The sequence below is a fragment of the Alistipes finegoldii DSM 17242 genome, assembly GCF_000265365.1.
In the GTDB taxonomy this organism is placed as follows: Bacteria; Bacteroidota; Bacteroidia; order Bacteroidales; family Rikenellaceae; genus Alistipes; species Alistipes finegoldii.
The window spans coordinates 1,891,254-1,915,109 of record NC_018011.1; the positions used below are offsets into that span (position 1 = coordinate 1,891,254).

Consider the following 23,856-nt stretch of genomic DNA (forward strand, 5'->3'; position numbering starts at 1 on the left):
ATGGGCATACGTCTTAGGGAAAAGATCGGTTACGGACTCGGCGATACGGCCTCTTCGATGCTGTGGAAGCTCTTCAGCGTCTACCTGATGTTCTTCTATACGGACATCTGCGGCATCGACGCATGGGTGGTCGGCGTCCTGTTTCTGGTGACGCGGATCTGGGATTCGCTGCTCGATCCCGTCGTCGGGCTTCTGTGCGACCGCACATCCAGCCGGTGGGGGACCTTCCGGCCGTGGCTGCTGTGGGGCGCCCTGCCCTTCGGGGCGTTGGGCGTCCTGACCTTCTACATGCCGGAGTGGGGAACGGGCGGAAAGGTGGTCTATGCGACCGTGACCTATTCGCTGATGATGATCGTCTATTCGTCGGTCAATGTGCCCTATGCCGCACTGCTCGGCGTCATGTCGGCCGATCCGCACGAACGCACGGTGCTCGCCGCGTTCAGGATGACCTTCGCCGCCGCAGGCAGCATGGCGGTCGTGCTGGCGGTCGAGGCGCTGGTGAAGGCTTTCCGGCCGTGGGCTGGGCCGTCGGCGAGCTGGACCGCGGCGGTCGCCGTCGTGGCCGCGCTTGCAGTCGTGCTGTTCTTCGTGACGTTCTCAACGACGCGGGAGCGGGTACGGCCCGTGCGGGCGGAGCGGCATCCGGTGCTGCTCTCGCTGCGCGACCTGCTGCACAACAGACCGTGGCTGATCCTTGCAGGGGCAGCCGTATGTCTTCAGGTGTTCAATGCGTTCCGGGAGAGCGGGACGATCTATTTCTTCAAGTATTGCGTGGCCGGCGAGACTGTCGGCACGGTGTCGTTCGCCGGGATCGCCCTGACCGGGTCGGCCCTGTTCCTCGCCGTGGGGCCGTTTTTCAACATTGCGGGCATCGTGCTGATCCCCTTCGCCGCGGACCGGTTCGGACGCCGGCGGACGCTGGTAGGCACCTTGCTGCTCACGGCCGTTTTCAGCTTCGCCTTCTATTTCGTGCGGCAGGGCGGTTATTCCGTGCTGCTTCTGGCGCAGGCGCTCATCAGCCTGAGCGTCGGCGGGGTGTTGCCGCTGCTCTGGGCCATGTCCGCCGATACGGCGGACTATGCCGAACGGCGTTCGGGCCGCCGGGATACGGGGCTGATATTCTCCTCCTATTCGATGGCCCAGAAGATGGGCTGGGCGGTCGGAAGTGCCGCGACGGCGTGGATACTGTCGCTGGCCGGATTCGAAGCGAATGCCGTCCAGTCGCCGGCTGCGCTCACGGTTATAGGGTGTCTGCAAAGCGTCTTCCCGGCTTTGGCCGCTTTGGGGACATGTGCCTTCATTCTGTTTTATCCGCTGGCCGATTCCCGGCCCAAATAATGATTCGTTATGCCCAATCCTGACATATTGACCGAGATACCGCCTATTTCAGGACAAGACTGTTTCGTCGTGTTCGACCGCTACAAGCGCGAATTCTGTTTCCCCGTGCATATCCACAAGGAGTACGAGCTGAACCTTGTGTGCGGAGCGCGGGGGGCGACCCGCATCGTGGGCGACTCCGTCCGCGAAATATCCGACAGGGATCTGGTCCTGATCACGGGTTCCTACCTCGAACACGCGTGGCTGAACGGCAATTTTTCGAAGAATGCCGATGTCCATGAGGTCTGCGTGCAGTTTTCTCCCGATCTGTTCGAATCGGGGTTCATCGACAAGAAGCAGTTCTATCCGATCAAGAAGATGTTCGAGTATGCGCGCCGCGGCATCGCATTCTCCGAAGAGACGGTCTCCCGTGTCGAGCCGATCGTGGAGAACCTGATACGCAGCGAAGACAGGTTCGATTCGGTGCTTAACTTCCTGATGCTTCTCAACTGTCTGGCGCGCGAGAGCGATTACCATATCCTCGCCCAGCGCTCCGTGTCGATCGAGAACAACGTCAATTACGACATGCCGCGCATCCAGAAGGTGATGCAGTTCCTGAACGATAATTTCCACCGGGACATATCCATCGCCGAGGTCAAGGCCCTCGTGAACATGAGCGAACCGACGTTCAGGCGTTTCATCAAACGGCATTCCGGAAAGAGCTTCGTGAATCTGCTCAACGACATTCGCCTTGGGGCGGCTTCGCGCATGCTGATCGAAAACCCGACCAAGAACGTTTCGGAGATCGCCTACAAATGCGGATTCAACAACCTCTCCAACTTCAACCGGATCTTCAAGAAGGGAAAGGGTTTGACTCCCAGTCCATTCAAGACGTTCTACACCCAGAAGAAAATATCCGTATAAATTCAACCTAAAACTCAAAACGACATGAAAAAGAAATTGCTGTTTTCTGCGTGCGCCTGCATGGCTGTTGTCCTCGGTCTCGGATGTTCCGAGGTGAACGGTGTGCCGAGCCGCGCGCCTTCGGGGTATCCCGAAGGCCCCAAGACCATGGTCGATGCCGGCGCCACGGCCATTACCCGGACGCTCTACGAAAATCTGTTCGTGCTGGCCGAGCGCGGTACGATGTTCGGCCATCAGATACCGACCCTGTACGGTCTGGACAACAACAGGAAATGGTGGGCCGGCGACGACACCGACCTTTCGGACACGAAGTACCTGACGGGCAGCCACCCGGCAGTCTGCGGCTGGGAGCTTTCCAACATCGAGCTGGACATGGAGACCAATATCGACGGAGAGCTGTTCACCGAAGTGCGCAAGCACATCATCGCGGCATTCGGACGCGGAGCCGTCAATACGATTTCGTGGCATTGCGCCAATCCCGTTTCGGGCGGAAATTCGTGGGACGGGACGCGCGCCGTCTATTCGATCATTCCGGGCGGCGAGAACCACGAAAAGTTCAAAGGCTGGCTCGACAAGGTCGCCGATTTCATGCTGAGCCTCAAGTCTCCCGAAGGCGAGCCTATTCCGCTGATCTTCCGCCCGTGGCATGAGCATACCGGCTCCGGCTTCTGGTGGGGCAAGGGAAATGCGACGGCGCAGGAGTTCGTCGCCTTGTGGCAGTTCACGATTTCGTACCTGCGCGACGTGAAGGGGCTGCACAATCTGATCTGGGCCTATTCGCCCGATATGATCCATCTCAATTCGCGCGACGCCTACCTCGAATACTGGCCCGGCGACGAATGGGTCGATATTCTGGGACTCGACGCTTACGACCGCAACGGTGCGGACTACGACCACAAGGGATTGCAGATGATCCGCCTGATGAAGAATATCGCCTATACGAAGAACAAACCGTTGGCGCTGACCGAAACGGGTCTTGAGAACAACAATCCTGAGGAGTCGAACTACTGCAACAAGAAATGGTGGACGTCGATGCTCTACAAGATTATCGAGAACGAGCCCGTATCGTTCGTGCTGTTGTGGCGCAACGGCGATTTCCCGACAAACGGCGGGCACTATTTCAGCGCTTTCCGCGGGTGCTATTCCGAGAAGGATTTTATGGATTTCTCCCGGAAGGAGCAGATTCTTTTCGAGGACGACCTGCCGGATATGTACAAACCGCTCAAATAAGCGGTCCGGGGAGTAAAAAAGGATGCCTTTTCGGGGCATCCTTTTTTTTGTTGCGGCGGTTCCGGTTATTCGAATTCGGCCATCACGCGCTCCATTTTCCGGCGGATTTCGGCGGTGCAGAGATTGCCGATGCTGCCTTCGTGGGTGTGGCGCACTTCGCGCGTCGGGCGGTACTGGCCGCGCTGTACAGCCATGCCGACTTGTTTGTAGGCTTCGCGGAAGGGAACGCCTTCGAGCACGAGCCGGTTCACGTCTTCGACCGTGAAGAGGTAGTCGTATTTCGGGTCGTCGAGGATGTCGGCGTTGACTTTCAGGTGCGCGAGCATGAAGTCGCACATCGAAAGGGTGCGTTTGATTTCGGTCGTCGCCGGGAAGAGGATGTCCTTCAGCAGCTGCATGTCGCGGTGGTAGCCGATCGGAAGGTTGGCCGTGAGCAGGGCGATTTCGTTCGGCACCGACTGCAGGCGGTTGCAGCGGCCGCGCATGATCTCGAAGACGTCGGGGTTTTTCTTGTGGGGCATGATGCTCGATCCCGTGGTGAGGTTGTCGGGCAGCGACACGAAGCCGAAATTCTGGCTCATGAAGAGACATACGTCCATCGCAAGGCGGCCTACGGTGGCGGCGATGGCCGCGATGGCGCTGGCCGCGGCGCGTTCGCTCTTGCCGCGGCTCATCTGCGCCGCCACGACGTTGTAGTGGAGCGTTTCGAAGCCCATCAGACGGGTGGTCATCGTGCGGTCGAGCGGGAACGACGAGCCGTATCCGGCGGCCGAGCCGAGCGGGTTCTGGTTGGCGATATGCCATGCGGCGGCAACCAGCCGCATGTCATCTACGAGCGTTTCGGCGTAGGCGCCGAACCAGAGTCCGAACGACGAGGGCATGGCGATCTGCAGGTGGGTGTACCCCGGCATCAGCACCTCCTTGTATTGTTCGCTCAGGCCTTGCAGCCGGTCGAACAGCGTTTTTACGGCGTCGGCCGTCTGGCGCAGTTCGTCGCGCAGGAAAAGTTTGAGGTCCACCAGCACCTGATCGTTGCGCGAGCGGCCCGAATGGATCTTCTTGCCCGCGTCGCCCAGCCGCCGCGTGAGCATCAGCTCCACCTGCGAGTGGACGTCCTCGGTGTCCGGCTCGATCGCGAAGCGTCCGGCTTCGATCTCGGCGGCGATCTCTTTCAGTCCGGCGGTCAGCTCCTCCAGTTCGGCGGAGGTCAACAGCCCGATCTTTTCGAGCATGGCGATGTGGGCCAGCGACCCTTCGACGTCGTATTTCGCCAGCCGCATGTCCAGTTCGCGGTCGTCGCCGACGGTATATTCCTCGATCATCTTGTCGGGCTCGAAGCCCTTGTCCCAAAGTTTGGTTGCCATAGCGTGTGTGTATTCGTTTCTCATTTCGTGCCGGCTCCGTATTGCCGGCGGCCGGTGGTTTGCGGCGGTGCGCCGCGTTTGCAAATCTGTCTTCCGCACGGGGCGGGTGTCTTTCGCGGCGGGGATTCGGCCGCCTGCCGCGCGGGGCGGCGTCAGAGGATTCCGGCGAGTTGCCGGATGAATTCTTCGTAAATCCCGATTCCCTCCCCGATCTCCGACATAAGAACGTATTCGTCGGCCGTGTGGGAGCGCGACGACTCTCCCGGACCCATTTTGAGCGACGGAAAGGGCATCAGGGCCATGTCCGACGTGGTGGGGGAGACGTAGCTCCGGCGTCTGGCGGCCTGCGCAGCGCGTGCGAGCGGGTGTGCGGCGTCGAGCGCCGAGGCGCGGATGCGTGTCGAGCGGGGCACGGCTTGGGAGCGCAGTGCCCCGCGCAGGATTTCGACTGTCTCCTCGTTGGTGTAGGCGTCGGTCGTGCGCAGATCGACGACGAAGCGGCACGAGTCGGGCACGACGTTGTGCTGGGTGCCGGCCGCGATCTGCGTGACGGCGATGCCGATCGGCCCCAGCAGTTCGGATACGCGGTCGAAGCGGAAGCTGCGGAGCCGCGCGATGTCGTCGAGTGCGATATAGAGCGCATTTATGCCCTCGTTGCGCGCCGCATGGCCGCTTTTGCCGCGGGCTTCGCAGTCGAGGACCACCAGCCCCCGCTCGCCGGCGGCGGCCTGCATGCCCGTCGGTTCGCCGACGAGCGCCATGTCGATCGCTCCCAGCTGCGGAAGCAGGGCGCGCATGCCGTGTTCGCCCATGCACTCCTCCTCGGCCGAAAGGGCCAGCAGGAGGTTGAAGGGCAGAGGCTGTTCGCGGAAGGTCAGGAACGTCCGGGCGAGCGACACGACCGAAGCTCCGGCGTCGTTGCTGCCCAGACCGTACAAACGGTCGCCTTCGATGGTCGGGGTGAACGGGTCGCGCGTATAGGAGGCCGCCGGGCGCACCGTGTCGTGGTGCGAGTTCAGCAGGAGGGTGGGGCGCGCCGGGTCGAAGTCTGCGGAGCGGGCGAAGACGTTGTTGTGCAGCCGTTCGGGCGCCGCGCCGCGCTCCTCAAGAAAGGCGAACAGCAGGTCGGCCGTGCGGCTTTCGTCGCGCGAGGGCGAAGGCGTTGCGATGAGTCTCCTGAGCAGTTCGACCGCTTCCGTCGTTTTTGCATCCATGCTCTTCCGTTTTTTTTCGGCTCCGGCGGTCCGGGCGGACCGCCGGAACCGGGGGTTATCTGATGACTGTTCCCGTGTCGTTTGACAGGTTGTCGGAATGTTTGATCGTGACGCTCCGAACGCCGTTTGCGACGGCCTTGAGGGCGTTCTCGATCTTGGGGATCATGCCTTTGCTGACGACGCCTTCGGCTTTGAGCGCGGCGTACGATCCGGCGGTGATCTCGCGGATGAGGGTCGTCTCGTCATCGGGGTCGCGCAGCACGCCGCTCTTCTCGAAACAGAAGACCAGCTCCGCGGGGGCTATCTGCGCCGCGCCGAGGGCTATGGCCGAAGCCACGCTGTCGGCGTTGCAGTTGAGCAGCGTGCCCTGTCCGTCGTGCATGATGGCGCAGAAGACCGGGGTGACGCCCGCTTCGAGCAGGCGTCCGAGCAGCCGGGAATCGACCTTCTCGATGTCGCCCACGAAGCCGTAGTCGATCGGCTGGGGGGCGCGGCGGCGGGCCGTGACGGCGTTGCCGTCGGCGCCCGACATGCCGAGCGCATTGCACCCTTCGGCCTGCAGTGAGGCCACGAGCTGTTTGTTGACCAGACCCGCGTAGACCATCGTCACCACGTCCAAGGTGCCCTTGTCGGTGATGCGGCGGCCGTCGACCATCTGCACCTTCAGTTCGAGCCGTTCGGCGAGCCGCGTGGCGACCTTGCCGCCGCCGTGGACCAGTATTTTCGGGCCGGGCATCGCGGCGAAGTCCGCGATGAAGCGTTTCAGGACGGCGGGGTCGTCGATGACGTTGCCGCCGATTTTTACTACCGTGATTTTCTCCATTATCCGAGTCCCTCCAGCAATCTTTTGAGTACGACCTGCGCCGAGATTTCGCGGTTGGCGGCTTCGGGGATCACCAGACTGCGCGGCGACTCGATCACCTCGTCGGTGACGATCATGTTGCGCCGCACGGGCAGGCAGTGCATGAAGAATGCGTTGTCCGTAAGCGCCATCTTTTCGGCGTCGACGGTCCATGCGCGGTCGCGGCAGAGGACCTTGCCGTAGTTGGGGTCGGCGTAGGCCGCCCAGTTCTTGGCATAGACGAAGTCGGCTCCTTCGAGCGCCTTGCGCTGGTCGTATTCGACGCGCGCGCGGCCGACGAACTGCGGCGCAAGCTCGTATCCTTCGGGGTGGGTGATGACGAAGTCGTAATCCGCGGCGTTCATCCACTCGGCGAACGAGTTGGGCACGGCCTGCGGCAGTGCGTTGGGGTGCGGGGCCCACGTCATGACCACCTTGGGACGCTCCTTGGTCTTGTACTCTTCGATCGTGATCAGGTCGGCGAAGCTTTGCAGCGGGTGGCGCGTGGCGGCCTCCATCGAGAAGACGGGGCGGCCCGAATAGCGGATGAACTGCTCCAGCACGCGCTCCTCGTAGTCTTCGGCCTTGTCGTTGAACTTGGCGAACGACCGCACGCCGATCACGTCGCAGTAGGACCCCATGACGGGAATGGCTTCGAGCAGGTGTTCGGCCTTGTCGCCGTCCATCACCACGCCGCGTTCGGTTTCGAGTTTCCATGCTCCCTGATTGACGTCGAGCACCATGACGTTCATGCCGAGGTTCATCGCGGCCTTCTGCGTCGAGAGGCGCGTGCGGAGACTCGAATTGAAAAAGAGCATCAGCAGGGTCTTGTTGCGCCCCAGTCCGGTGAACTGGTAACGGTCGCGCTTGATTTCGAGCGCTTCGGCGACGGCGGTGCGCAGGTCGCCGATATCTGCCGCACAGGTGAATTTATACATATCGTTTTCGTTTTATCTTGTTTTGTCTGTCGCTTGCTTCCGGAGGGCTTTTGTTCGCGGCGGTGCGCTGCGTTTCCGAGTCTGCCCTCCCCTGACTTTCCTCCGCAGAGGGGACTTGTCGTATTGCGTCCGGGATTTTATTTCCCGCGGAGCGTTGCGTCGAATGCGTCGAGGAAGCGGTCGGCCAGTTCGCGCGTCAGGCAGAGCGCGGGCAGCAGCCGCACGGTCGAAGCGCCTGCGCCGCCCGTGAAGACGTGTTTTCCGAAAAGGAGTTTTTTGCGGAATTCCGCGCCCGAACCGTCGATCTCGATGCCGATCATCAGGCCGCGGCCGCGGATCTCTTTCGGTCCGTCGGCCTTACGCAGTTCGCCGAGCAGGTATTCGCCCGTGTCGGCGGCGTTCTCGACCAGCTTCTCGCGCTCCATGACATCCAGCACGGCGATGGCCGCCGCGCAGGCGAGGTGGCTGCCGCCGAAGGTGGTGCCGAGCAGTCCGGGGCGCGCCTCGAAGTGGGGCGCGATCAGCACGCCGCCGATCGGGAAGCCGTTGCCCATGCCCTTGGCCATGGTGATCAGGTCGGGACGGATGCCGGCCCACTGGTGGGCGAAGAAGCGTCCCGTGCGGCCGTAGCCCGACTGGATTTCGTCCAGCACGAGCTGGGTGCCCGTTTCGGTAGCGGCTGCGCGCAGGCCGCGCAGGAATTCGTCCGTGGGGCAGTGGATGCCCGAAACGCCCTGAATGCCCTCGATGATGACGGCGGCGAATTCGCGCGTCGCGAGCTTGGCGCGGGCCGCTTCGAGGTCGTTCAGCGGGGTGAATTCCACGTTGGGCGTCCCGTTGAACGGCGAACGGATGGAGGGGTTGTCCGTCGCGGCGACGGCGCCCGACGTGCGGCCGTGGAAGGCTTTGGAGAAGGCGAGCACTTTGGCGCGGCCCGTCTGGAACGACGCCAGCTTGAGTGCGTTTTCGTTGGCCTCGGCGCCCGAATTGCAGAGGAAAAGACTGTAGTCGCCGTAACCCGATGCGCGGCCAAGTTTTTCGGCCAGCGCGGTCTGAAGCGAGTTTTCGACCGAATTGGAGTAGAATCCCAGCCGGGCGGCCTGCTCCGAGATCGCCTTCACGTAGTCGGGCTGGGCGTGGCCGATCGAGATGACGGCGTGTCCGCCGTAAAGGTCGAGGTACTCGGTGCCTGCGGCGTTGTAGACGAAGCAGCCTTTGCCGCGCACCGGCTCGACGGGGTAGAGGGAGTATACGTTGAATAGTGTCATGGCAAAAATTGTTTGGCATCTTGCTTCCGATTGCGGTAATCACGGCGTGCCGCCGTGTATGCAAGTCTGATCCACCCCCCCCAAACCCCCGCCTCAGGCAGGGGCTTGGTCCGCCGCATGCGGCGGAAAGCGAATCCCGGAAAGCGATTTCGTTGTTTCTAAAAAGCGGACGCTTTGAGCCGAAGTCCTTCGCCCTCGTCCAGTCCGAACATAAGGTTCATGTTCTGCACGGCCTGTCCCGACGCGCCTTTCAGCAGGTTGTCGATGACCGACACGACGTGCAGTTTGCCGTCGTATTTGGCCACGCTCAGCAGGGCCTTGTCGGTATTGACGACCTGTTTGAGATCGACGCTGCCGGCGGCGACGTGCGTGAAGAGGGCCGGGGCGTAGAAATCCTCGTACAGCCTGCGGGCCGCCGTCTCGTCGAGCGGGCAGTCGGTGTAGACGCTGGCGAGGATGCCGCGGGCGAAATCGCCGCGCATCGGCACGAAATTGACGGCTTTGCCGAAGCCGGGCTGCAGGCGTCGCAGGTTGCGTCCGATTTCGATCAGGTGCTGGTGCGTGAAGGCTTTGTAGACCGAAATGTTGTCCGTCCGCCAACTGAAGTGGGTCGTGGCCGAGGGTTTGACGCCCGCGCCCGTCGAACCCGTGACGGCCGTCACGTGCACCTCGCCCGTCAGCAGGCCCGCCGCCGCGAGGGGCAGCAGCGCCAGCTGGATCGCCGTGGCGAAACAACCCGGATTGGCGACGCGCTCCGCCGTGCGGATGCGGTCGCGGTTCAGCTCCGGAAGTCCGTAGACGAAGCCGTCGCTCTCGTCGCGGAAGTCCTGTGCGAGGTCGATGATCTTCACGCCGGCGGGAACGTCGTTCGCTTCGAGCCATTTGCGGCTCTCGCCGTGCGCCGAACAGAGGAACAGGACGTCGATCGACGCGAGGTCGCAGGTGTCGGCGAAGCGCAGTTCGGTGTCGCCCTCCAGTCCGCCGTGCACGTCGGCGATGCGGTTGCCCGCATTGCTGGTGCTGTGGACGAAGGCGAGCCGGACCTGCGGATGGTTTACCAAGAGGCGGATCAGTTCGCCGGCGGTGTAGCCGGCGCCTCCGATGATGCCTGCGCGTATCATTTCTCGTTGCGTTTCTGGACGTTATGGTAGATTTTGATCTGGTTGCCGAGGATCTTCGTGAAGCCCTTCACGTCGTCGGCCGTCCACGCCTTGTTCACCTCGCCGTATTCGCCGAAGTCGGTCTTCATCAGGTCGTAGGTCGAATCGACGCCCACGAGCGTGTAGCTGTAGGGGCGCAGGATCAGTTCGACGGTGCCCGTGACGTTGCGCTGCGACGAGACGAGCATGGCTTCGATGTCGCGCATCACCGGTTCGAGGTACTGCGCCTCGTGGAGGAACATGCCGTACCAGTTGGCGACCTGCTCCTTCCAGTAGATCTGCCACTTGGTCTGGGTGTGCTTTTCGAGCATCCTGTGCGCGGCGATGATGAGGATCGGGGCGGCGGCTTCGAAGCCTACGCGGCCCTTGATGCCGATGATCGTGTCGCCGATGTGCATGTCGCGGCCGATGCCGAACTTCGAGCCGACGGCCTCCACGGCGCGGATGGCCTCGACCTTGTCGGCGTAGGGCCTGCCGTTCACGGCGGCGATTTCGCCCTGCTCGAAGGTGATTTTCAGCCGCTCCTCGCCCGATGCGGTGATCTGGCTCGGATAGGCCTCTTCGGGCAGCGTCTGCTCGGAATGGAGCGTCTCCTTGCCGCCGATCGACGTGCCCCAAAGCCCCTTGTTGATCGAGTACTCCATCTTCTTGAAGTCGGCTTCGAAGCCGTGCTTCTTGAGGTAGTCGATTTCGTATTCGCGCGTCAGGGTCATGTCGCGCGTCGGGGTGATGATTTCGATTTCGGGGGCGAGCACCTGAAACGTCAGGTCGAAGCGCACCTGATCGTTGCCGGCGCCGGTCGAGCCGTGGGCCACGCAGTCGGCGCCGATCGACTTGGCGTATTCGATGATGGCGATGGCTTGGAAGATGCGCTCCGAGCTGACCGAAATCGGGTAGGTGCCGTTGCGCAGGATGTCGCCGAAGACCATGTATTTGATGCTCTTTTCGTAGTACTCCTGCTCGATGTCGAGCGTGGCGTGCCGCACGGCGCCCAGCTCCACGGCGCGTTTCTCGATGTTCGCAAGCTCCTCCTTGGAGAAGCCGCCCGTGTTGGCGATGGCCGTGTAAACGTCGTAGCCTTTCTCCTCCGAAAGGTATTTTACGCAAAACGAGGTGTCCAGACCGCCGCTGAACGCCAGAACTACTTTCTTCTTTTCCATTTTATATCGGTTTTATTTACTTCAGGTGAAACAGTTTCTTGAATTTGTTCTTGAAGAACATGACGTAGGGCGCCCAGCGCGACTGCGACTGCGGAGGCTCCTTCGCCGGATCGTACAGCATGCCCGTACAGAGACACATGCGCCGGTTGTTGCGCTGCAGGATGTCGTAATTGCAGCATCCCTGACAACCCCGCCAGAACTCTTCGTCCTCGGTAAGCTCCGAGAAGGTCACCGGCACGTAGCCCATGCGCGAATTGAGCTTCATCACGGGCAGCGACGTAGTAATACTGAATAACTTGGCGTACGGAAATCGTCGTCGGGCCAGCTCGAAGGTGCGTCGTTTGATACGCTCCGCGAGTCCCATATGGCGGTACTCCGGATCGACGATAAGTCCTGAGGTGGCGACAAAATCGCCGTGACCCCAGCACTCGATGTAGCTGAAACCGATTAGTTTCTCACCGTCCAGCGCCACGACGGCCTTGCCACCGGTCATTTTTGCGGCGATGTATTCGGGCGAACGTTTGGCGATGCCCGTGCCACGCTGCAATGCCGACTCGTAGATCAGGTCGCAGATACGCTGGGCGTAGTGGGCGTGCGACGAGTCGGCAAATAAGACGCTGATAGAGTTGTTATCCATTTACTTAGTTATGTGGGTAAAATTGTGTGTGAATCAGTTGTTGATGCGGAAGGCGCGCTGAACGCCCTTGATGCGCATGATCGAATGGATGAGCGTATCGACCACGCCCGCGCCGGGCACCTCGACGCTCACCGTGCCCGCGATGCAGCCGTTGGCCAGCGAGGCGAAGTTGATCGAGCGGATGTTGAGTTTCAGGTCGCGGCTGATGACTTCGGTGATGTGGTTGGCCATGCCGGTCGTGTCGGCGGCGACGATGCGCAGCGAGACGCGGAACGCACCTTCGGCCGTCGAACGCCAGCGGGCGTCGATGACGCGGTAGGGGTAATTCTCGCGCATGCGCTTGGCGTTGGGGCAGTCGCAGCGGTGGATCGTGATGCCCGAATTGATCGTCACGAAGCCGAACACCTCGTCGCCCTTGATCGGGTTGCAGCATTTGGCCAGCTTGTACTGGATCTTCGAGATGTCGTCGTCGATGACCAGCGCGTCCTGCGCCGCGGGACTCTCCTTGGCGGTGTGGACCTTGTTGCGTTCGGCTTCGGCCGCAGCGGCGCGCCGCTGCTCGTCGGCTTCGCCCGAAATATGGCGCGTGAGGATCTCCTTGATGGTCCCCAGATCGACCTTCTGCGTGGCGATCAGGGCGTAGATTTCGGTGCCTGTGCGGACTTTGAAGTATTTGACCAGATAGGCTACAGCCTCGTCGATCGTGAGCGGGAATTTCCAGTTCTTGAGCTTGCGTTCCAGCTCCTCGCGTCCCATGCGGGTATGCTTGGCCTGCTCCTCGCGCAGGAACGATTTGATCTTGTTGCGGGCCTTCGACGTGACCACGAAGTTGAGCCAGTCGGATTTGGGCGTCTGGTTCTTCTGGGTGAGGATCTCGACGATGTCGCCGTTGCGCAGCTGCTCGCGGATCGACACGGCCCGGTTGTTGACCTTGCCGCCGACGCACGTCGAGCCCAGACTGGTGTGGATGTCGAATGCGAAGTCCAAGAGCGAGGCCCCTTCGGGCAGCTTGCGCAGGTCGCCGTTGGGCGTGAAGACGAAGATCTCGCCCGAAGCGGGTTTGGCATCGAAACGCTGCGCCAGCGAGTGGGTGGTGTCTTCGAGCAGTTCGCGCAGGCGACCCAGCCAGACTTCGCTGGTCTGCGCGCCCTGATTCACCCCCTTGTAGCGCCAGTGCGCCGCGATGCCGCGTTCGGCCACGGCGTCCATGCGCTCGGTGCGGATCTGCACCTCGACCCAGCGGCCTTCGGCCGATACGGTGGTGTGCAGCGATTCGTAGCCGTTGGACTTCGGGATCGAAATCCAGTCGCGCATGCGGTTGGGGTTGGGCGTATAGAAGTCCGTCACGACCGAATAGGCCGTCCAGCACTGCGGCTTCTCCTGCTCTTTCGGGCAGTCGATGATGATGCGGATGGCGAAGATGTCGTAAACGCCCTCGAACGGCACGTGCTGTTTGTGCATCTTGGTCCAGATCGAGAAGATCGACTTCGTGCGGCTCTTGATGTGGTATTTGATGCCGAGTTTGTGCAGACGCTCCTCGATGGGGACCAGAAACCGTGCGATGAAGGCTTTGCGTTCGTCGGCGCTCTCTTCGAGCTTGGTGACGATGTGTTCGTAGTCCTTCGGTTCGAGGTATTTCAGCGCGATGTCCTCCAGCTCGCTTTTGAGACTGTAGAGACCCAGCTTGTGGGCGATCTGGGCGTAGAGGTTCATGCTTTCCCAGCTCTTCTTGCGCCACTTCTCGTGCGGGAAGATCTCCAGCGAGCGCATCACTTCGAGCCGGTCGGCCAGCTTGATGAGGATGACGCGGGGGTCTTCGGAGTAGGAGACGAGCAGGTCGCGGAAATTCTCGGCCTGCTCCTTGGCGACCTTCAGTTTCAGTTCCGAGATGTTGCACATCCCGATCGTGATGCCGACGACCTGCTCGCCGAAGCGGCTGCGGATGTCGGCGGTCAGGGCGAGGAACTCTTCGGCCGGGAGCTGTTTGTGGGCCAGACGCACCACGTCGTGCAGGATGGCCGAGATGGTGGAGTTGCGTCCGAGTCCCACTTCGGAGATCACGATTCCGGCCACGGCCGCGGCATGCGTCAGCAGGGGGCTGCCGTCATAGCGGGTCAGGGACGCAAGCTTCCCGTCGGCGTAGACCAGCGCCTCGTCCACGAGTGCCTGAGTCTGCTCCGAGAAGTTCGCGCGCACGAGCGTGCGGAGTTTTTCGTAACGTGAAAAGTCCATTTTTCCCTAACCGCATAACCTTGACGACAAAGATATGAAAAAAATTCATAAATTTGGCACATCGGACCAATACACCCGATTATGACGAAGAAAAAGGATGCTTATGTCCCGACCGTGGGGGAGGAGGTCGCCAATACGGTCACGCACGGCGTGATGTCGCTGCTGGCGCTCGTGGCGCTTCCCTTTGCGGCCGTGTGGGCCTACGCGCACGACCCCGACCGCATTCTGGCGTCGGTGTCGGTGAGCATTTTCGTGATCTCGATCTTCCTGATGTTTCTCGCTTCGACGCTCTACCATTCGATGAATCCGGCCTCGAAACACAAGGCCGTGTTCCATATCCTCGACCATATTTTCATCTACGTCGCCATCGCCGGAAGCTACACGCCGATCGCGCTGTCGGTGATCGGAGGGTGGCAGGGCGTCTTCATCACGATCCTGCAGTGGGCGATGGTGCTGTTCGGCATCTTCTACAAGTCGCTTTCGCGCAAGACGATTCCCGCCCTCAGCCTGACGATCTATCTGGTCATGGGGTGGACGATCGTATTTTTCATGCCGCTTTTCGTGCGGCAGGCGTCGACGCCGCTGCTGGCGCTGATCGCCGCGGGCGGCGTGCTCTATACGCTCGGCGCGTGGTTTTATGCCCGGCAGGGATTCCGCTACCACCACATGGTCTGGCACCTGCTGATCAATCTGGCCGTGGCGGCCCATTTTACGGGAATCGTGTTTTTTCTGTACTGAGTTGATACGGGCAGTAGGGGGAAAACGCCCCGAAACCTGAGTTACGGGGCGTTTTTGTGCTGACTCGGAGGGAGCGCATGCCGGTTTGCCTCAATGCTTGTAGACGACGTAAATATGGTCTTTCGGCAGGGCGTAAAGCCGGCGTTCGGCCTCGGAGAAGGTCGCGGCGTAGTCGATGTCCGCGGCCTCGAAGCCCGCTTCGCGCAGCCGGTCTGTGTAGTCCGCGCCGTAGATGCGGCGGTGGTCGTATTGTCCGAAGATGCGTGTCCGCTCTTCGGGATCGGTGATCGAGTCGTCCTCGTAGGTCTGTTCGTAGTCCGGTTCCACGGGCGAGAGCAGGATGCCCCAGCCGCCGGGTTTGAGGATGCGGTAGAGTTCGTGCAGCGCCCTGCGGTCGTCGGCGACGTGTTCGAGCAGGTGGTTGCAGAGGATCACGTCGACCGAATCGTCGGCCAGCGGAATCTGTTGCACGTCGAAGTGCAGGTCGGCCAGCGGGCTTTCGAGGTCGGCGGTGACGTACTGTCCCGGATGCCCCTTGAAATGGGGTTTCAGGTGGCGCATGATGCAGACTTCGGGCGCGATGTGGAGCGTGCGGGGAAAACTCGTCAGCAGGTCGGTCTCACGCGTGAGGTAGAGCCACAGCAGGCGGTGGCGTTCCAGCGACAGGCATTTGGGACAGAGCGCGTTGGCCCGTGATTGGACATAGCCGTAGGGCATGAATCTGCGGTATCGGGACCCGCAGACCGGACATTCGACACCCCGGCCTTTGTAGAACAGGCCCGCGGCGGGAACGGCCCAGCCGGCGACGCGCTGAAGGAGCGGCCGCGGCACGTGGTTGAGCATCCATTTGATAAGTTTTTTCATCGCAGGTGAGGTTTTATTCCCGCCAGTGTTCGGGGCGGTTCAGGGCGTCGGCGCATACGACCCGGCCTTTGGGACCTGAAAATCCGTCGTCGGTCAACGCCTGCGCCATCCAGTAGTCCGCATGTTTTTCCAGAATCGGATAAGGGGCCGGAAATCCCAGTTTTTCCGCTCCGGGAATGAATCCGTGGCGCGGGTAGTACTCCTTGTGTCCGAGTACGAAGACGAGTTTCGCGCCCCGCTCCCGCAGCAGCTGCAGCCCCTCGGCGATCAGCAGTCCGCCGACGCCCTGCTTCTGGCAGGAGGGAACGACGGCGAGCGGTGCGAGGATGTAGAACAACGGTCGCTGCACTTCCGCTCCGACGATGCGGCATCGGGTGAACAGGATGTGGCCGACGGCCTCCCCGTCGCGCAGTGCGAGCAGCGAGACGGTCGGTTCGGCAGTCGGATCGGACAGCAGCTCGGCGGTCAGCCCGGCCTCCTTGTCGTAGCCGAAGCCCTTTTTATGCACTTCGACGATCGCCGCGAGGTCGGCGGGGACGGTTTCACGGATGACGATTTCCCCGGACATCACGATTCCAGTATTTTGGAAACCTCCTCTTCGGCCTTGCGCAGCCGCGATTTGCAGCCGGCGATCAGCTCCGTGGCACGTTTGACCTCGGCGGCGAGGCTGTCCACGTCCATCTCTTCGTTGCGGAAGCGGGCGAGGATCTTCTCGATCTGGGCCATCGATTCGGCGTATGTCATCTCTTTTTTTGCCATATCTGTAATTAGTTTGCCGGATTTTGGTTATGCTGATTTTGCAGTTCTCCGAGTATAATTGTCCGATAGCGGGCAATGTCGAGCGCGTCATCGAATTTACGGGCGAAAAGAGTTGCTGATTGTGGATTCTCTCTTCGGTTTTGCGAATCGAATTCGGAGAGTGGGTATAGATCGTCGGTGGTGAATGTCTTTGGATGCGCTCCGGGACATGACCAGTCCGTGTATACGAGGGAGTAGTCCGCATTACGGTCGGCGAACGGAGAATTGCATAGAAGCGTCTGGAAAAATATTTCATCGGCTCCGTGGCTATACTTGAATGCCTGCAGGTAATCGGGATTTGTTTGCAGGTAATCGAAAAAATAATCCCTCAGACGATGCGTGATCGCGATCCACTGACTGCCTTTTTGCAGTGGCGGAATCCGGTTGAAATAGGGATTGACAGAACGCATGAAGCACTTCATCGCCGTGCGTTTGACACGACGCATGAAAGTCGATTTGTCTGAAAAAAAATGACGAAGGCGTACCCAGTTCGCTTCATCGAATGTGATGGCCGGATTAGTGGATATAAATTCCCGTTTTTCAGCATAGGCCGTGTGCAGAAAGGTACGCAATTCGCTTATGGGGCATAGTGGTAAAGTGTCGCCCGAAATCAATACAATATAATGAAAATTTTTATTTTGAGTTTCGGCGAAAAGCCGAAGAGTGCTTTCGACCATACTGAAGCCTGCCCAATAGACTTTTGTCCTCGGTTCGAGAAAATGTACCCCGGTGCGATCTCTGAGCGGTGCGAAATCTTGGATGCGGGATTTGCCGTCCACGTGGATAAAAATTTCATTGCCCGGAACATTAAGTATGCGGATAAGTTCTTCCAGAACGGGTGTGTATTTGTGGCATAATATGCAAAATGCGATCCGAAATTTGTGAGCAGTCATATGATGAACTGTTTTTAATAAGCGTTATATATATATCCAACGATACCGCCTTTGTATTCCCGCCCTTGTTTAACTTGTTCAGTTACTTCGGCCCAACTGTATGTGTAGAAGCTATCTTTATTTTTTCCGTACCACATGGGGTATAATGGTATTGTATTATTGGCTGGATTTTTTAAGATGTATCCGGCTTGACCTTTATATTCCCGGCCTTGTTTTATGTCGTTTTGTACTGCTTCCCATGAGGTGGTGTAAAATGTGTCTTTAGTTTCGTTATACCACATAGCGTATAGTGGGACTGTATTATTGGTTTGAGTTGCTAAAATGTATCCTTTTAACCCTTTAAATTCTCTCCCCGCTTGCTGTTCGTTTAAGACTGTATCCCAAGAGTAAACGTAGTATGTATCTTTCGATTTGCTATACCACATTTCATAAAATGGGGTTAACTTTAAAGATGTTATCTGTTTGTTCGCGATATATTGTTCGATCGCATTTTTGACTTCAGTTTTTTTTGAGGCGTTGGAAATGAATTCATAGATCGGATAGGCTTTATTCCATTCGATGTTTGTCAAAACACTGCTTCCGTCCAATGATATTTGGCTGTCCCAGTTTTGGATGTCAATTGTCGTCGGATAATTTTGATCTAGACTATACTTTAAATTGCTTCCTTTGCCTCCAAAAAAATAGACATATAATTCTTGGGATGCATTCTCTTTTGCTAAAACTTCATTGGTAACAGTCTCGCCGCCAGCGTTAAATTTAATACCGAGTTTACCTAAAACAGCACTAAAACCTGCAGCAACTGTTTTTTTTCGTGTTGTTTGGTCGGTGGTTTTTGTAAAACATGATCTGTACATTAATCTGTATCTGCCGCCCAATGTAATATGAGTTAAAACATGGGTCCCATATATTTCAATTATTTTTTCGGCGGAATAACGGTTTACATCCTCAATGAATTCCGGAGAAATATAGGCTGAGATACGTGATATGTCATCGTTAATATAAATGATTCGATGATTTCGGATACATTCTAAACTTGCAAATGCATATTTGGTTGAATAGGAATAACTGTCAAAAAAGTCCTTACTCGAAGAAAAAGTTCCGGAAAAACCGAATTTTCCGACTCCCATGTTGAGTCCACCTTTCATGTTGGATTTTTTTGTAACTTCTTTTAGATAATCTTCGGCAGTAGCTCCGTAGCAAAAAAAGTCGCTACCCCAAGAGTTTGTATGGGTAATTAAACGGTTCGGAAATTCCCGTTCGTATTTTTCGATATCAATAACTTGTCCCCGGACGGATGTTGGGTTTAAGTAATCTTCAGTGACGTCGTATCCCCAACCAAGGACATCAAATTTATTGTCGCCACCACTTCGCGTTGTTGGGACAGTTTTATGATTGGAGGTGAGATTTGAGAAATCTTTTGTACAAGCTGCTAATGTAGATGCACAAAACAAAAAGAGTAAGATTTTTTTCATAGAGAGATAAAGTTAGATAGGTTAAGTTAGGAATGTTCGAGACTATTATGACGTTAAGAATGTTTTTTGCGCGGTGCCGTGGATCGTGCCGTCGGCGACTTCGATTTCGAGGGCGTCGCCTTTGCGGACGCCGCGGGCCGACACGACGGCTTTGCCGCCCGTGCGGACGACGGCGAAGCCCAGCCGGAGGATGCGTTCCGGAGAGCGGCCGGCGATCAATTCCGCGGCGTTGTCGAGTCGTGTGGCCTGCCGTGCGAGGAAATTGCGCACCGCTTCCGGCAGCAGGGCCGAAAGGTGTTCTGCGCGGAGCCGCTGCCGCGTGAGCAGGTTGCCGCTCATCTGGCGCAGGTCGCCCGAGAGCCGTTCCAGCCGCACCTCGGAGGCATGCATGGCGGCTTTCGTGGCATCGTGCAGTTGCAGGGCCGCGTAGTCGAGCCACCCCTCGGCCTGCGTCATCCGTTCGACGAGCCATCCGGCTACGGCTGTCGGGGTTTTGAGCGCCGTGTGGGCCACCATGTCGGCGACGCTGGTGTCCTTGTCGTGGCCTATGCCGGTCAGGATCGGCAGCGGGAACTGCGCCATGTGGGCGCAGAGCCGGTAGGCGTTGAAACAGTTGAGGTCGCTGGCCGAGCCGCCGCCGCGGATGAGGACCACGGCGTCGAATTCGTCCATCCGCTCTGCGACGGCGCATAACGCCGTGACGATCGACTCTTCGGCCGCCGCGCCCTGCATGAAGGCGTCGAACAGCGTCACCTCGAAACGGTAGGGGCTTTTGGTCAGCTCCTTGCGGAAATCCTGATAACCTGCGGCGTTGGCGCTCGATACGACCGCCACGCGCTGCACCACGACGGGCATCGGCGCTTCGCGGTTCATGTCCCAGACGCCCTCTTGCTGAAGCTGGGCGATGGTTATCTGCCGCTGCCGTTCCATGTCGCCCAGCGTGTAGGTGGGGTCGATGTCGGTGATCTGGAGCGAAAATCCGTAGAGTTCGTGGTAATTGACGGCGACTTTGGCCAGAATCTTGATTCCGGCGGCGAGCCGCTGGCCGGTTTCGGCTTCGAAGTATCCTGCGATGCGGGGATAGGCCGTGCGCCAGATCACGGCGCGCGACTGGGCCAGCGGAACGCCGTTGTCGCCCCCTTTTTCGACCAGTTCTAGGTAGCAGTGGCCTGAGTAATTGACCTTTATTTCGGAGATTTCGGCGCTGACCCATACGGGCAGGGCGAAACGCTCGTGGAGGGTCTCCTTCACGAGCCGCTGCAATTGGGAAAGGGTGATATGTGAGTGCGTCTGCATGGGTTAGCGCCAGACCAGTTCTACCTGACGCGGCATCAGCTTGCCTTCGGGAAGCTGGATGTGCAGGATGCCTTCGCTCTCGACGGGCGTGCCGTTTTTGCGGGCCGGCGTCCAGCGGGGCGCTTCGGCGACGGCTTTGAGCACGCGGCGTTTGAGACGGCTGTCGGTCGATTCGAGTTCCTGAGCCACGACCGTGTCGCCTTCGGGCGTTACGGTGTAACGCAGGACGATGCGGGCGGCCGGTTCGTCGTCGCCCCACTTCACCTGCCGGGCGATGTAGCCGCTGAAGGTGGAGTCGGCGGTGAAAACGGCGGACTGGTCGTAGCGGAGCGTGACGAGCATCACCCCGTTTGCGGCTTTGTCGCCGTAGCGGGCGATGGTCTCCTCGTCGGCCGGGAGCATCTCGACGTTCTCGATGTCGTCGGGCGGGATCGACGCGATCTGCTCGGTTTCGACGCCGTTGACTATATATAAAGGCTGCTGCGCCGCAACGGGAAGCGTTGCGGCGAGAAGTGCCGATATAAACAGAAAGTATCTTTTCATGCGTTGCTTTTCCCGATAAACGGTCGCTGGGGCGGGAATATTGCCCGGCCGCAGGCGTCGTTCGGTATGTGCGAAGATAACGGTTTTGCTGCGGAACGCCAAATTTTCCAGCGATTTTCGGTCCGCAGGATGGTTTGCAGGGGGGTCTTTCCGGGTGTTGCGTGCGGAGCGGGTCTTTCGGGCCGGTTTTCGCGGGGCGGTATTTGCCGGTGCATTTGCCGGATGTCTTTTGCCGGGCCGGGTGTCTTTTCGGGCTGTCCTTGATAGCGCGTCTTGCGGGGGCTTTAGCAGGGCGGCCTTTAATTGTGCGTCTTGCGGAGGGGGCTTCGCAGAGCCGCTCTTGCCGGGCGTCTTTGGGACTGGCTGATGTTTCCGAACCCAGCGGCAGGGGCGGAACAACGATGCGGCTTTTTGTCCGGCGTGGTTTTGGACCGGGACGGCTTTTGACCGGGTGTTTTTTGTCCGGCGTGGCTTTGGTTCGGGGCGGCGTTGAACCGACATGGCTTCGGGCCGGGCGTTTGCGGATTCCGCGGCGGTCGTATGGCGACGCTACCGGATCTCCTCCCACCCGCAGCGGGCGAGGTCGGCGCAGCCGTTGGCCTTGAAGCGTACGCCTTCGGCTTCGAGCAGCTCCCGCTGCCGCGTCCATCCGGGGACGGTGCGGCCTGCGCTGTTGACGACCCGGTGGCAGGGCAGACCCGCCGGGGCTTCGGCGAGCGCGCGGCCCACCCGGCGGGCGTGGTCGGGCATGCCGACCAGCCGGGCGATCTGCTTGTAGCTGACGACTCTGCCGGCGGGGATTTCCGCCACGACGGCGTAAACCTCCGCGTCGAAGTTTTCGGGCATGCGCATGGGGCGTGCCTTGGGCGGATTAGAGTTCGCTCTCCTTCAGACGCTCGGCGTTCTCGGCCACGATCAGGTGGTCGATCACGTCCTGAATGTCGCCGTCCATGAAGGCGGAGAGGTTGTAGATCGTGTAGTTGATACGGTGGTCGGTGATGCGGCCCTGCGGATAGTTGTAGGTGCGGATCTTGGCCGAACGGTCGCCCGTCGAGACCATCGTCTTGCGCTTCGAGGCGATTTCGTCGAGGTACTTCGAGTATTCGAGGTTGAAGACGCGCGTACGCAGCTCCTCGAACGCCTTGTCGAAGTTCTTCAGCTGGGATTTCTGGTCCTGACACTGCACGACGATGCCCGTCGGGATGTGTGTCAGGCGGATGGCCGAATAGGTCGTATTGACCGACTGGCCGCCGGGGCCAGACGCGCAGAAGATGTCCTTGCGGATGTCGTTCATCGAAATCTCGACGTCGAACTCCTCGGCTTCGGGCAGCACGGCCACCGATGCCGCCGAGGTGTGGACGCGGCCCTGCGTCTCGGTCTGGGGCACGCGCTGTACGCGGTGCACGCCCGACTCGTATTTGAGCGTGCCGTAGACGTTCTGACCCGTGACCTTGAGTACGACCTCCTTGTAGCCGCCCGCGGCGCCGTCCGAGAACGAGGTCATTTCGTAGCGCCAGCCCTTCGACTCGATGTATTTGGTGTACATGCGCAGCAGGTCGCCGGCGAAAATGGCCGCTTCGTCGCCGCCCGTGCCGCCGCGTATCTCCATGATGGCGTTCTTCGAGTCCTGCGGATCCTTGGGGATCAGCAGCAGCTTGATCTGCTCCTCCATCTGCTCGATGGCGGGTTCCAGCTCGGTGATCTCCCCGCGCGCCATTTCGCGCATCTCCTCGTCCTTGTCGTTGGCGAGGATGTCCTTGGCTTCGGCGAGGTTGGCCAAAGCCGTGCGGTAACGTTCCGAGGTCTCGATGATCGGTTCCAGCTCCTTGTACTCCTTGTTGAGCTGCACGAACTGCTTGACGTCGGCGATGACTTCGGGGTCGGTGAGTTTCTGTCCCGTCTCCTCGTATTTCAGTTTCAGGCCGTCGAGACGACTCAAAATGGTGTTGTCTGCCATAAATGTTCGTTTTGTGCGCAAAGATACGCAATAATCGGAAAACGGCAATGCGCCGTCCGAAAAAACGGCGAAAGGGCGTCCGCATGGCGGAACACCCTTTTTGCCGGTCGTGCAGCGGCTATTTGTCGATTCCCTGCAGCCAGTCGAGCACGGTCTGCTGCCACTGCTCCCGGTATTTGAAATTCTTGCGGATGCCCCAGCCGTGGCCGCCCGTCGGGTAGATGTGCATAGAGGCCTTGACGCCGTTGTCTTTGAGTGCGTTGTAGTAGAGCGTGCTGTTTACGGGCGGGACGACGCGGTCGTCGTCCGAAAGCAGCAGCAGGGTGGGCGGGGTTTCGCTGCTCACGCGGTTCTGGAGCGAGTACCATGTGTCGGTCTCCGCACTGCGCTTGTCGCCCAGCAGGGCGTTGAACGACCCTTGGTGCGCCTTGCCTTTTTCGGCCGTGATGACCGGGTAGAAGAGGATCGAGAAGGCGGGTTTGGTGCGGGCGAGCGTCGAAGCCGAGGCGGCGAGATGACCGCCTGCCGAGCTGCCCACGATGCCGACCTTGTCCGCCGTGAAGCCCGTGGCTCCCGCTTCGAGTCCCATCATGATGCGAAGGGCCTGCTCGACGTCCTCCAGCGGCACTTCGGGGTGGCCGTTGGGCATGCGGTATTTGAGCACGGCGGCCGTGATGCCGTGTTCGGCGAACCACTGGGCCATTTCATAGCCTTCGTAATCTATGCACAGCTTTACGTAACCGCCGCCGGGGCAGATTACGACGGCCTGCCCCGTGGCTTTCTCCGGAGCGGCCGGGAAGATGTAGAGCACCGCTTCCGAAACGTCGGTGAGGCGGTTCTTTTCGGGTTCGCGTTCGGGCGTGGCGATGCCGTTGCCGTGGGGTGCGGTCTTGTTGTCCCAGATTTTCAGCGTGCGGGCCTGTCCGTAGTCTTGTGCCGTTGCGGTGCCTGCCATAAGCAGAAGTGCTGTCAAAGTCGTTGCGATTCGTTTCATGGACGTGTCGTTTTGG

General features: G+C 59.7%; 23 protein-coding genes. 4 read left to right on the forward strand and 19 right to left on the reverse strand.

Features of this window, described 5'->3' with window-relative positions; genetic code table 11:
- The 3 genes from ALFI_RS08205 to ALFI_RS08215 are packed head-to-tail and all read left to right on the forward strand — an operon-like array spanning nucleotide 1 to nucleotide 3,471.
- Nucleotides 1-1,338 carry an MFS transporter gene (locus ALFI_RS08205; protein WP_009597662.1) on the forward strand — a complete coding sequence of 446 codons (1,338 nt, stop codon included), beginning with the start codon at nucleotides 1-3 and terminating at the stop codon, nucleotides 1,336-1,338.
- A 9-nt stretch (nucleotides 1,339-1,347) separates the two neighbouring features.
- Nucleotides 1,348-2,241: a helix-turn-helix domain-containing protein gene (locus tag ALFI_RS08210; protein ID WP_009597665.1), complete on the forward strand. Its 894-nt coding sequence runs from the start codon at nucleotides 1,348-1,350 to the stop codon at nucleotides 2,239-2,241.
- 24 nt (nucleotides 2,242-2,265) lie between these two features.
- Nucleotides 2,266-3,471 (forward strand): glycoside hydrolase family 26 protein, encoded by a 1,206-nt coding sequence (locus tag ALFI_RS08215; RefSeq protein ID WP_014775475.1) that lies wholly within the window; start codon nucleotides 2,266-2,268, stop codon nucleotides 3,469-3,471.
- A gap of 65 nt (nucleotides 3,472-3,536) precedes the next feature.
- On the opposite strand, the gene argH is transcribed toward ALFI_RS08215, so the two are convergent.
- From argH to ALFI_RS08260, 9 genes are all read right to left on the reverse strand, one after another.
- Nucleotides 3,537-4,835, reverse strand: a complete 1,299-nt coding sequence (argH, locus tag ALFI_RS08220) for an argininosuccinate lyase (protein WP_014775476.1) — start codon at nucleotides 4,833-4,835, stop codon at nucleotides 3,537-3,539.
- A gap of 152 nt (nucleotides 4,836-4,987) precedes the next feature.
- Nucleotides 4,988-6,049, reverse strand: a complete 1,062-nt coding sequence (locus ALFI_RS08225) for a M20 family metallo-hydrolase (RefSeq protein ID WP_014775477.1) — start codon at nucleotides 6,047-6,049, stop codon at nucleotides 4,988-4,990.
- Nucleotides 6,050-6,104: 55 nt separating this feature from the next.
- The gene (argB, locus tag ALFI_RS08230) at nucleotides 6,105-6,872 is read right to left on the reverse strand and encodes an acetylglutamate kinase (RefSeq protein WP_009597684.1); all 768 of its coding nucleotides are present in this window, start codon (nucleotides 6,870-6,872) and stop codon (nucleotides 6,105-6,107) included.
- On the reverse strand, nucleotides 6,872-7,828 hold the full coding sequence (locus ALFI_RS08235; RefSeq protein WP_014775478.1) for a Rossmann-fold NAD(P)-binding domain-containing protein: 957 nt from the start codon (nucleotides 7,826-7,828) through the stop codon (nucleotides 6,872-6,874). Before ALFI_RS08235 ends, argB begins: the two co-directional genes overlap by 1 nt.
- 137 nt (nucleotides 7,829-7,965) lie before the next feature.
- Nucleotides 7,966-9,096 (reverse strand): aspartate aminotransferase family protein, encoded by a 1,131-nt coding sequence (locus ALFI_RS08240; RefSeq protein WP_009597639.1) that lies wholly within the window; start codon nucleotides 9,094-9,096, stop codon nucleotides 7,966-7,968.
- 158 nt (nucleotides 9,097-9,254) lie between these two features.
- Entirely contained in the window at nucleotides 9,255-10,217 is a 963-nt protein-coding gene (gene argC / locus ALFI_RS08245; RefSeq protein ID WP_009597672.1) for an N-acetyl-gamma-glutamyl-phosphate reductase, read from the reverse strand.
- Nucleotides 10,214-11,416 carry an argininosuccinate synthase gene (argG, locus tag ALFI_RS08250; protein WP_014775479.1) on the reverse strand — a complete coding sequence of 401 codons (1,203 nt, stop codon included), beginning with the start codon at nucleotides 11,414-11,416 and terminating at the stop codon, nucleotides 10,214-10,216. Before argG ends, argC begins: the two co-directional genes overlap by 4 nt.
- Before the next feature lie 16 nt (nucleotides 11,417-11,432).
- Complete coding sequence (locus ALFI_RS08255) at nucleotides 11,433-12,053, reverse strand: GNAT family N-acetyltransferase (RefSeq protein ID WP_009597629.1); 621 nt, start codon at nucleotides 12,051-12,053, stop codon at nucleotides 11,433-11,435.
- A gap of 33 nt (nucleotides 12,054-12,086) precedes the next feature.
- Nucleotides 12,087-14,285: a RelA/SpoT family protein gene (locus ALFI_RS08260; RefSeq protein ID WP_014775480.1), complete on the reverse strand. Its 2,199-nt coding sequence runs from the start codon at nucleotides 14,283-14,285 to the stop codon at nucleotides 12,087-12,089.
- Between the two features lie 81 nt (nucleotides 14,286-14,366).
- Between ALFI_RS08260 and trhA the strand changes: the two genes are divergently transcribed.
- A complete protein-coding gene (trhA, locus tag ALFI_RS08265) occupies nucleotides 14,367-15,023 on the forward strand; it encodes a PAQR family membrane homeostasis protein TrhA (protein WP_014775481.1) in 657 nt (218 codons plus the stop codon).
- A gap of 90 nt (nucleotides 15,024-15,113) precedes the next feature.
- Here the strand turns inward: trhA and ALFI_RS08270 are convergent, their stop codons facing one another.
- The 10 genes from ALFI_RS08270 to ALFI_RS08320 form a co-directional block, all read right to left on the reverse strand.
- The gene (locus ALFI_RS08270; protein ID WP_009597596.1) at nucleotides 15,114-15,887 is read right to left on the reverse strand and encodes a class I SAM-dependent methyltransferase; all 774 of its coding nucleotides are present in this window, start codon (nucleotides 15,885-15,887) and stop codon (nucleotides 15,114-15,116) included.
- Between the two features lie 13 nt (nucleotides 15,888-15,900).
- On the reverse strand, nucleotides 15,901-16,455 hold the full coding sequence (locus tag ALFI_RS08275) for a GNAT family N-acetyltransferase (protein WP_014775482.1): 555 nt from the start codon (nucleotides 16,453-16,455) through the stop codon (nucleotides 15,901-15,903).
- Nucleotides 16,455-16,646 carry an exodeoxyribonuclease VII small subunit gene (gene xseB / locus ALFI_RS08280; protein ID WP_042493449.1) on the reverse strand — a complete coding sequence of 64 codons (192 nt, stop codon included), beginning with the start codon at nucleotides 16,644-16,646 and terminating at the stop codon, nucleotides 16,455-16,457. The genes ALFI_RS08275 and xseB overlap by 1 nt, the downstream gene beginning before the upstream one ends.
- 8 nt (nucleotides 16,647-16,654) lie before the next feature.
- On the reverse strand, nucleotides 16,655-17,578 hold the full coding sequence (locus ALFI_RS16540) for an N-acetylglucosaminyltransferase (protein WP_014775484.1): 924 nt from the start codon (nucleotides 17,576-17,578) through the stop codon (nucleotides 16,655-16,657).
- Between the two features lie 14 nt (nucleotides 17,579-17,592).
- Complete coding sequence (locus ALFI_RS08295; RefSeq protein WP_081488092.1) at nucleotides 17,593-19,050, reverse strand: MAC/perforin domain-containing protein; 1,458 nt, start codon at nucleotides 19,048-19,050, stop codon at nucleotides 17,593-17,595.
- A 45-nt stretch (nucleotides 19,051-19,095) separates the two neighbouring features.
- Nucleotides 19,096-20,346: an exodeoxyribonuclease VII large subunit gene (xseA, locus tag ALFI_RS08300; RefSeq protein ID WP_014775486.1), complete on the reverse strand. Its 1,251-nt coding sequence runs from the start codon at nucleotides 20,344-20,346 to the stop codon at nucleotides 19,096-19,098.
- Nucleotides 20,347-20,349: 3 nt separating this feature from the next.
- Nucleotides 20,350-20,889, reverse strand: coding sequence for an energy transducer TonB (locus ALFI_RS08305; RefSeq protein WP_014775487.1), 540 nt, complete (start codon nucleotides 20,887-20,889; stop codon nucleotides 20,350-20,352).
- Nucleotides 20,890-21,438: 549 nt separating this feature from the next.
- Entirely contained in the window at nucleotides 21,439-21,741 is a 303-nt protein-coding gene (locus ALFI_RS08310) for an MGMT family protein (RefSeq protein WP_014775488.1), read from the reverse strand.
- A 19-nt stretch (nucleotides 21,742-21,760) separates the two neighbouring features.
- Complete coding sequence (gene prfA, locus ALFI_RS08315; RefSeq protein WP_009597679.1) at nucleotides 21,761-22,846, reverse strand: peptide chain release factor 1; 1,086 nt, start codon at nucleotides 22,844-22,846, stop codon at nucleotides 21,761-21,763.
- Nucleotides 22,847-22,964: 118 nt separating this feature from the next.
- Nucleotides 22,965-23,840 carry an alpha/beta hydrolase gene (locus ALFI_RS08320; protein ID WP_014775489.1) on the reverse strand — a complete coding sequence of 292 codons (876 nt, stop codon included), beginning with the start codon at nucleotides 23,838-23,840 and terminating at the stop codon, nucleotides 22,965-22,967.
- Between the last annotated feature and the right edge of the window lie 16 nt (nucleotides 23,841-23,856).

Excerpts from the sequence above, each read along its gene's own strand:
- ALFI_RS08205 (WP_009597662.1), top strand. The coding sequence starts at position 1 with ATGGGCATACGTCTTAGGGAAAAGATCGGTTACGGACTCGGCGATACG.
- ALFI_RS08210 (WP_009597665.1), top strand. The coding sequence starts at position 1,348 with ATGCCCAATCCTGACATATTGACCGAGATACCGCCTATTTCAGGACAA.
- ALFI_RS08215 (WP_014775475.1), top strand. The coding sequence starts at position 2,266 with ATGAAAAAGAAATTGCTGTTTTCTGCGTGCGCCTGCATGGCTGTTGTC.
- argH (WP_014775476.1), bottom strand. The coding sequence starts at position 4,835 with ATGGCAACCAAACTTTGGGACAAGGGCTTCGAGCCCGACAAGATGATC.
- ALFI_RS08225 (WP_014775477.1), bottom strand. The coding sequence starts at position 6,049 with ATGGATGCAAAAACGACGGAAGCGGTCGAACTGCTCAGGAGACTCATC.
- argB (WP_009597684.1), bottom strand. The coding sequence starts at position 6,872 with ATGGAGAAAATCACGGTAGTAAAAATCGGCGGCAACGTCATCGACGAC.
- ALFI_RS08235 (WP_014775478.1), bottom strand. The coding sequence starts at position 7,828 with ATGTATAAATTCACCTGTGCGGCAGATATCGGCGACCTGCGCACCGCC.
- ALFI_RS08240 (WP_009597639.1), bottom strand. The coding sequence starts at position 9,096 with ATGACACTATTCAACGTATACTCCCTCTACCCCGTCGAGCCGGTGCGC.
- argC (WP_009597672.1), bottom strand. The coding sequence starts at position 10,217 with ATGATACGCGCAGGCATCATCGGAGGCGCCGGCTACACCGCCGGCGAA.
- argG (WP_014775479.1), bottom strand. The coding sequence starts at position 11,416 with ATGGAAAAGAAGAAAGTAGTTCTGGCGTTCAGCGGCGGTCTGGACACC.
- ALFI_RS08255 (WP_009597629.1), bottom strand. The coding sequence starts at position 12,053 with ATGGATAACAACTCTATCAGCGTCTTATTTGCCGACTCGTCGCACGCC.
- ALFI_RS08260 (WP_014775480.1), bottom strand. The coding sequence starts at position 14,285 with ATGGACTTTTCACGTTACGAAAAACTCCGCACGCTCGTGCGCGCGAAC.
- trhA (WP_014775481.1), top strand. The coding sequence starts at position 14,367 with ATGACGAAGAAAAAGGATGCTTATGTCCCGACCGTGGGGGAGGAGGTC.
- ALFI_RS08270 (WP_009597596.1), bottom strand. The coding sequence starts at position 15,887 with ATGAAAAAACTTATCAAATGGATGCTCAACCACGTGCCGCGGCCGCTC.
- ALFI_RS08275 (WP_014775482.1), bottom strand. The coding sequence starts at position 16,455 with ATGTCCGGGGAAATCGTCATCCGTGAAACCGTCCCCGCCGACCTCGCG.
- xseB (WP_042493449.1), bottom strand. The coding sequence starts at position 16,646 with ATGGCAAAAAAAGAGATGACATACGCCGAATCGATGGCCCAGATCGAG.
- ALFI_RS16540 (WP_014775484.1), bottom strand. The coding sequence starts at position 17,578 with ATGACTGCTCACAAATTTCGGATCGCATTTTGCATATTATGCCACAAA.
- ALFI_RS08295 (WP_081488092.1), bottom strand. The coding sequence starts at position 19,050 with ATGAAAAAAATCTTACTCTTTTTGTTTTGTGCATCTACATTAGCAGCT.
- xseA (WP_014775486.1), bottom strand. The coding sequence starts at position 20,346 with ATGCAGACGCACTCACATATCACCCTTTCCCAATTGCAGCGGCTCGTG.
- ALFI_RS08305 (WP_014775487.1), bottom strand. The coding sequence starts at position 20,889 with ATGAAAAGATACTTTCTGTTTATATCGGCACTTCTCGCCGCAACGCTT.
- ALFI_RS08310 (WP_014775488.1), bottom strand. The coding sequence starts at position 21,741 with ATGCGCATGCCCGAAAACTTCGACGCGGAGGTTTACGCCGTCGTGGCG.
- prfA (WP_009597679.1), bottom strand. The coding sequence starts at position 22,846 with ATGGCAGACAACACCATTTTGAGTCGTCTCGACGGCCTGAAACTGAAA.
- ALFI_RS08320 (WP_014775489.1), bottom strand. The coding sequence starts at position 23,840 with ATGAAACGAATCGCAACGACTTTGACAGCACTTCTGCTTATGGCAGGC.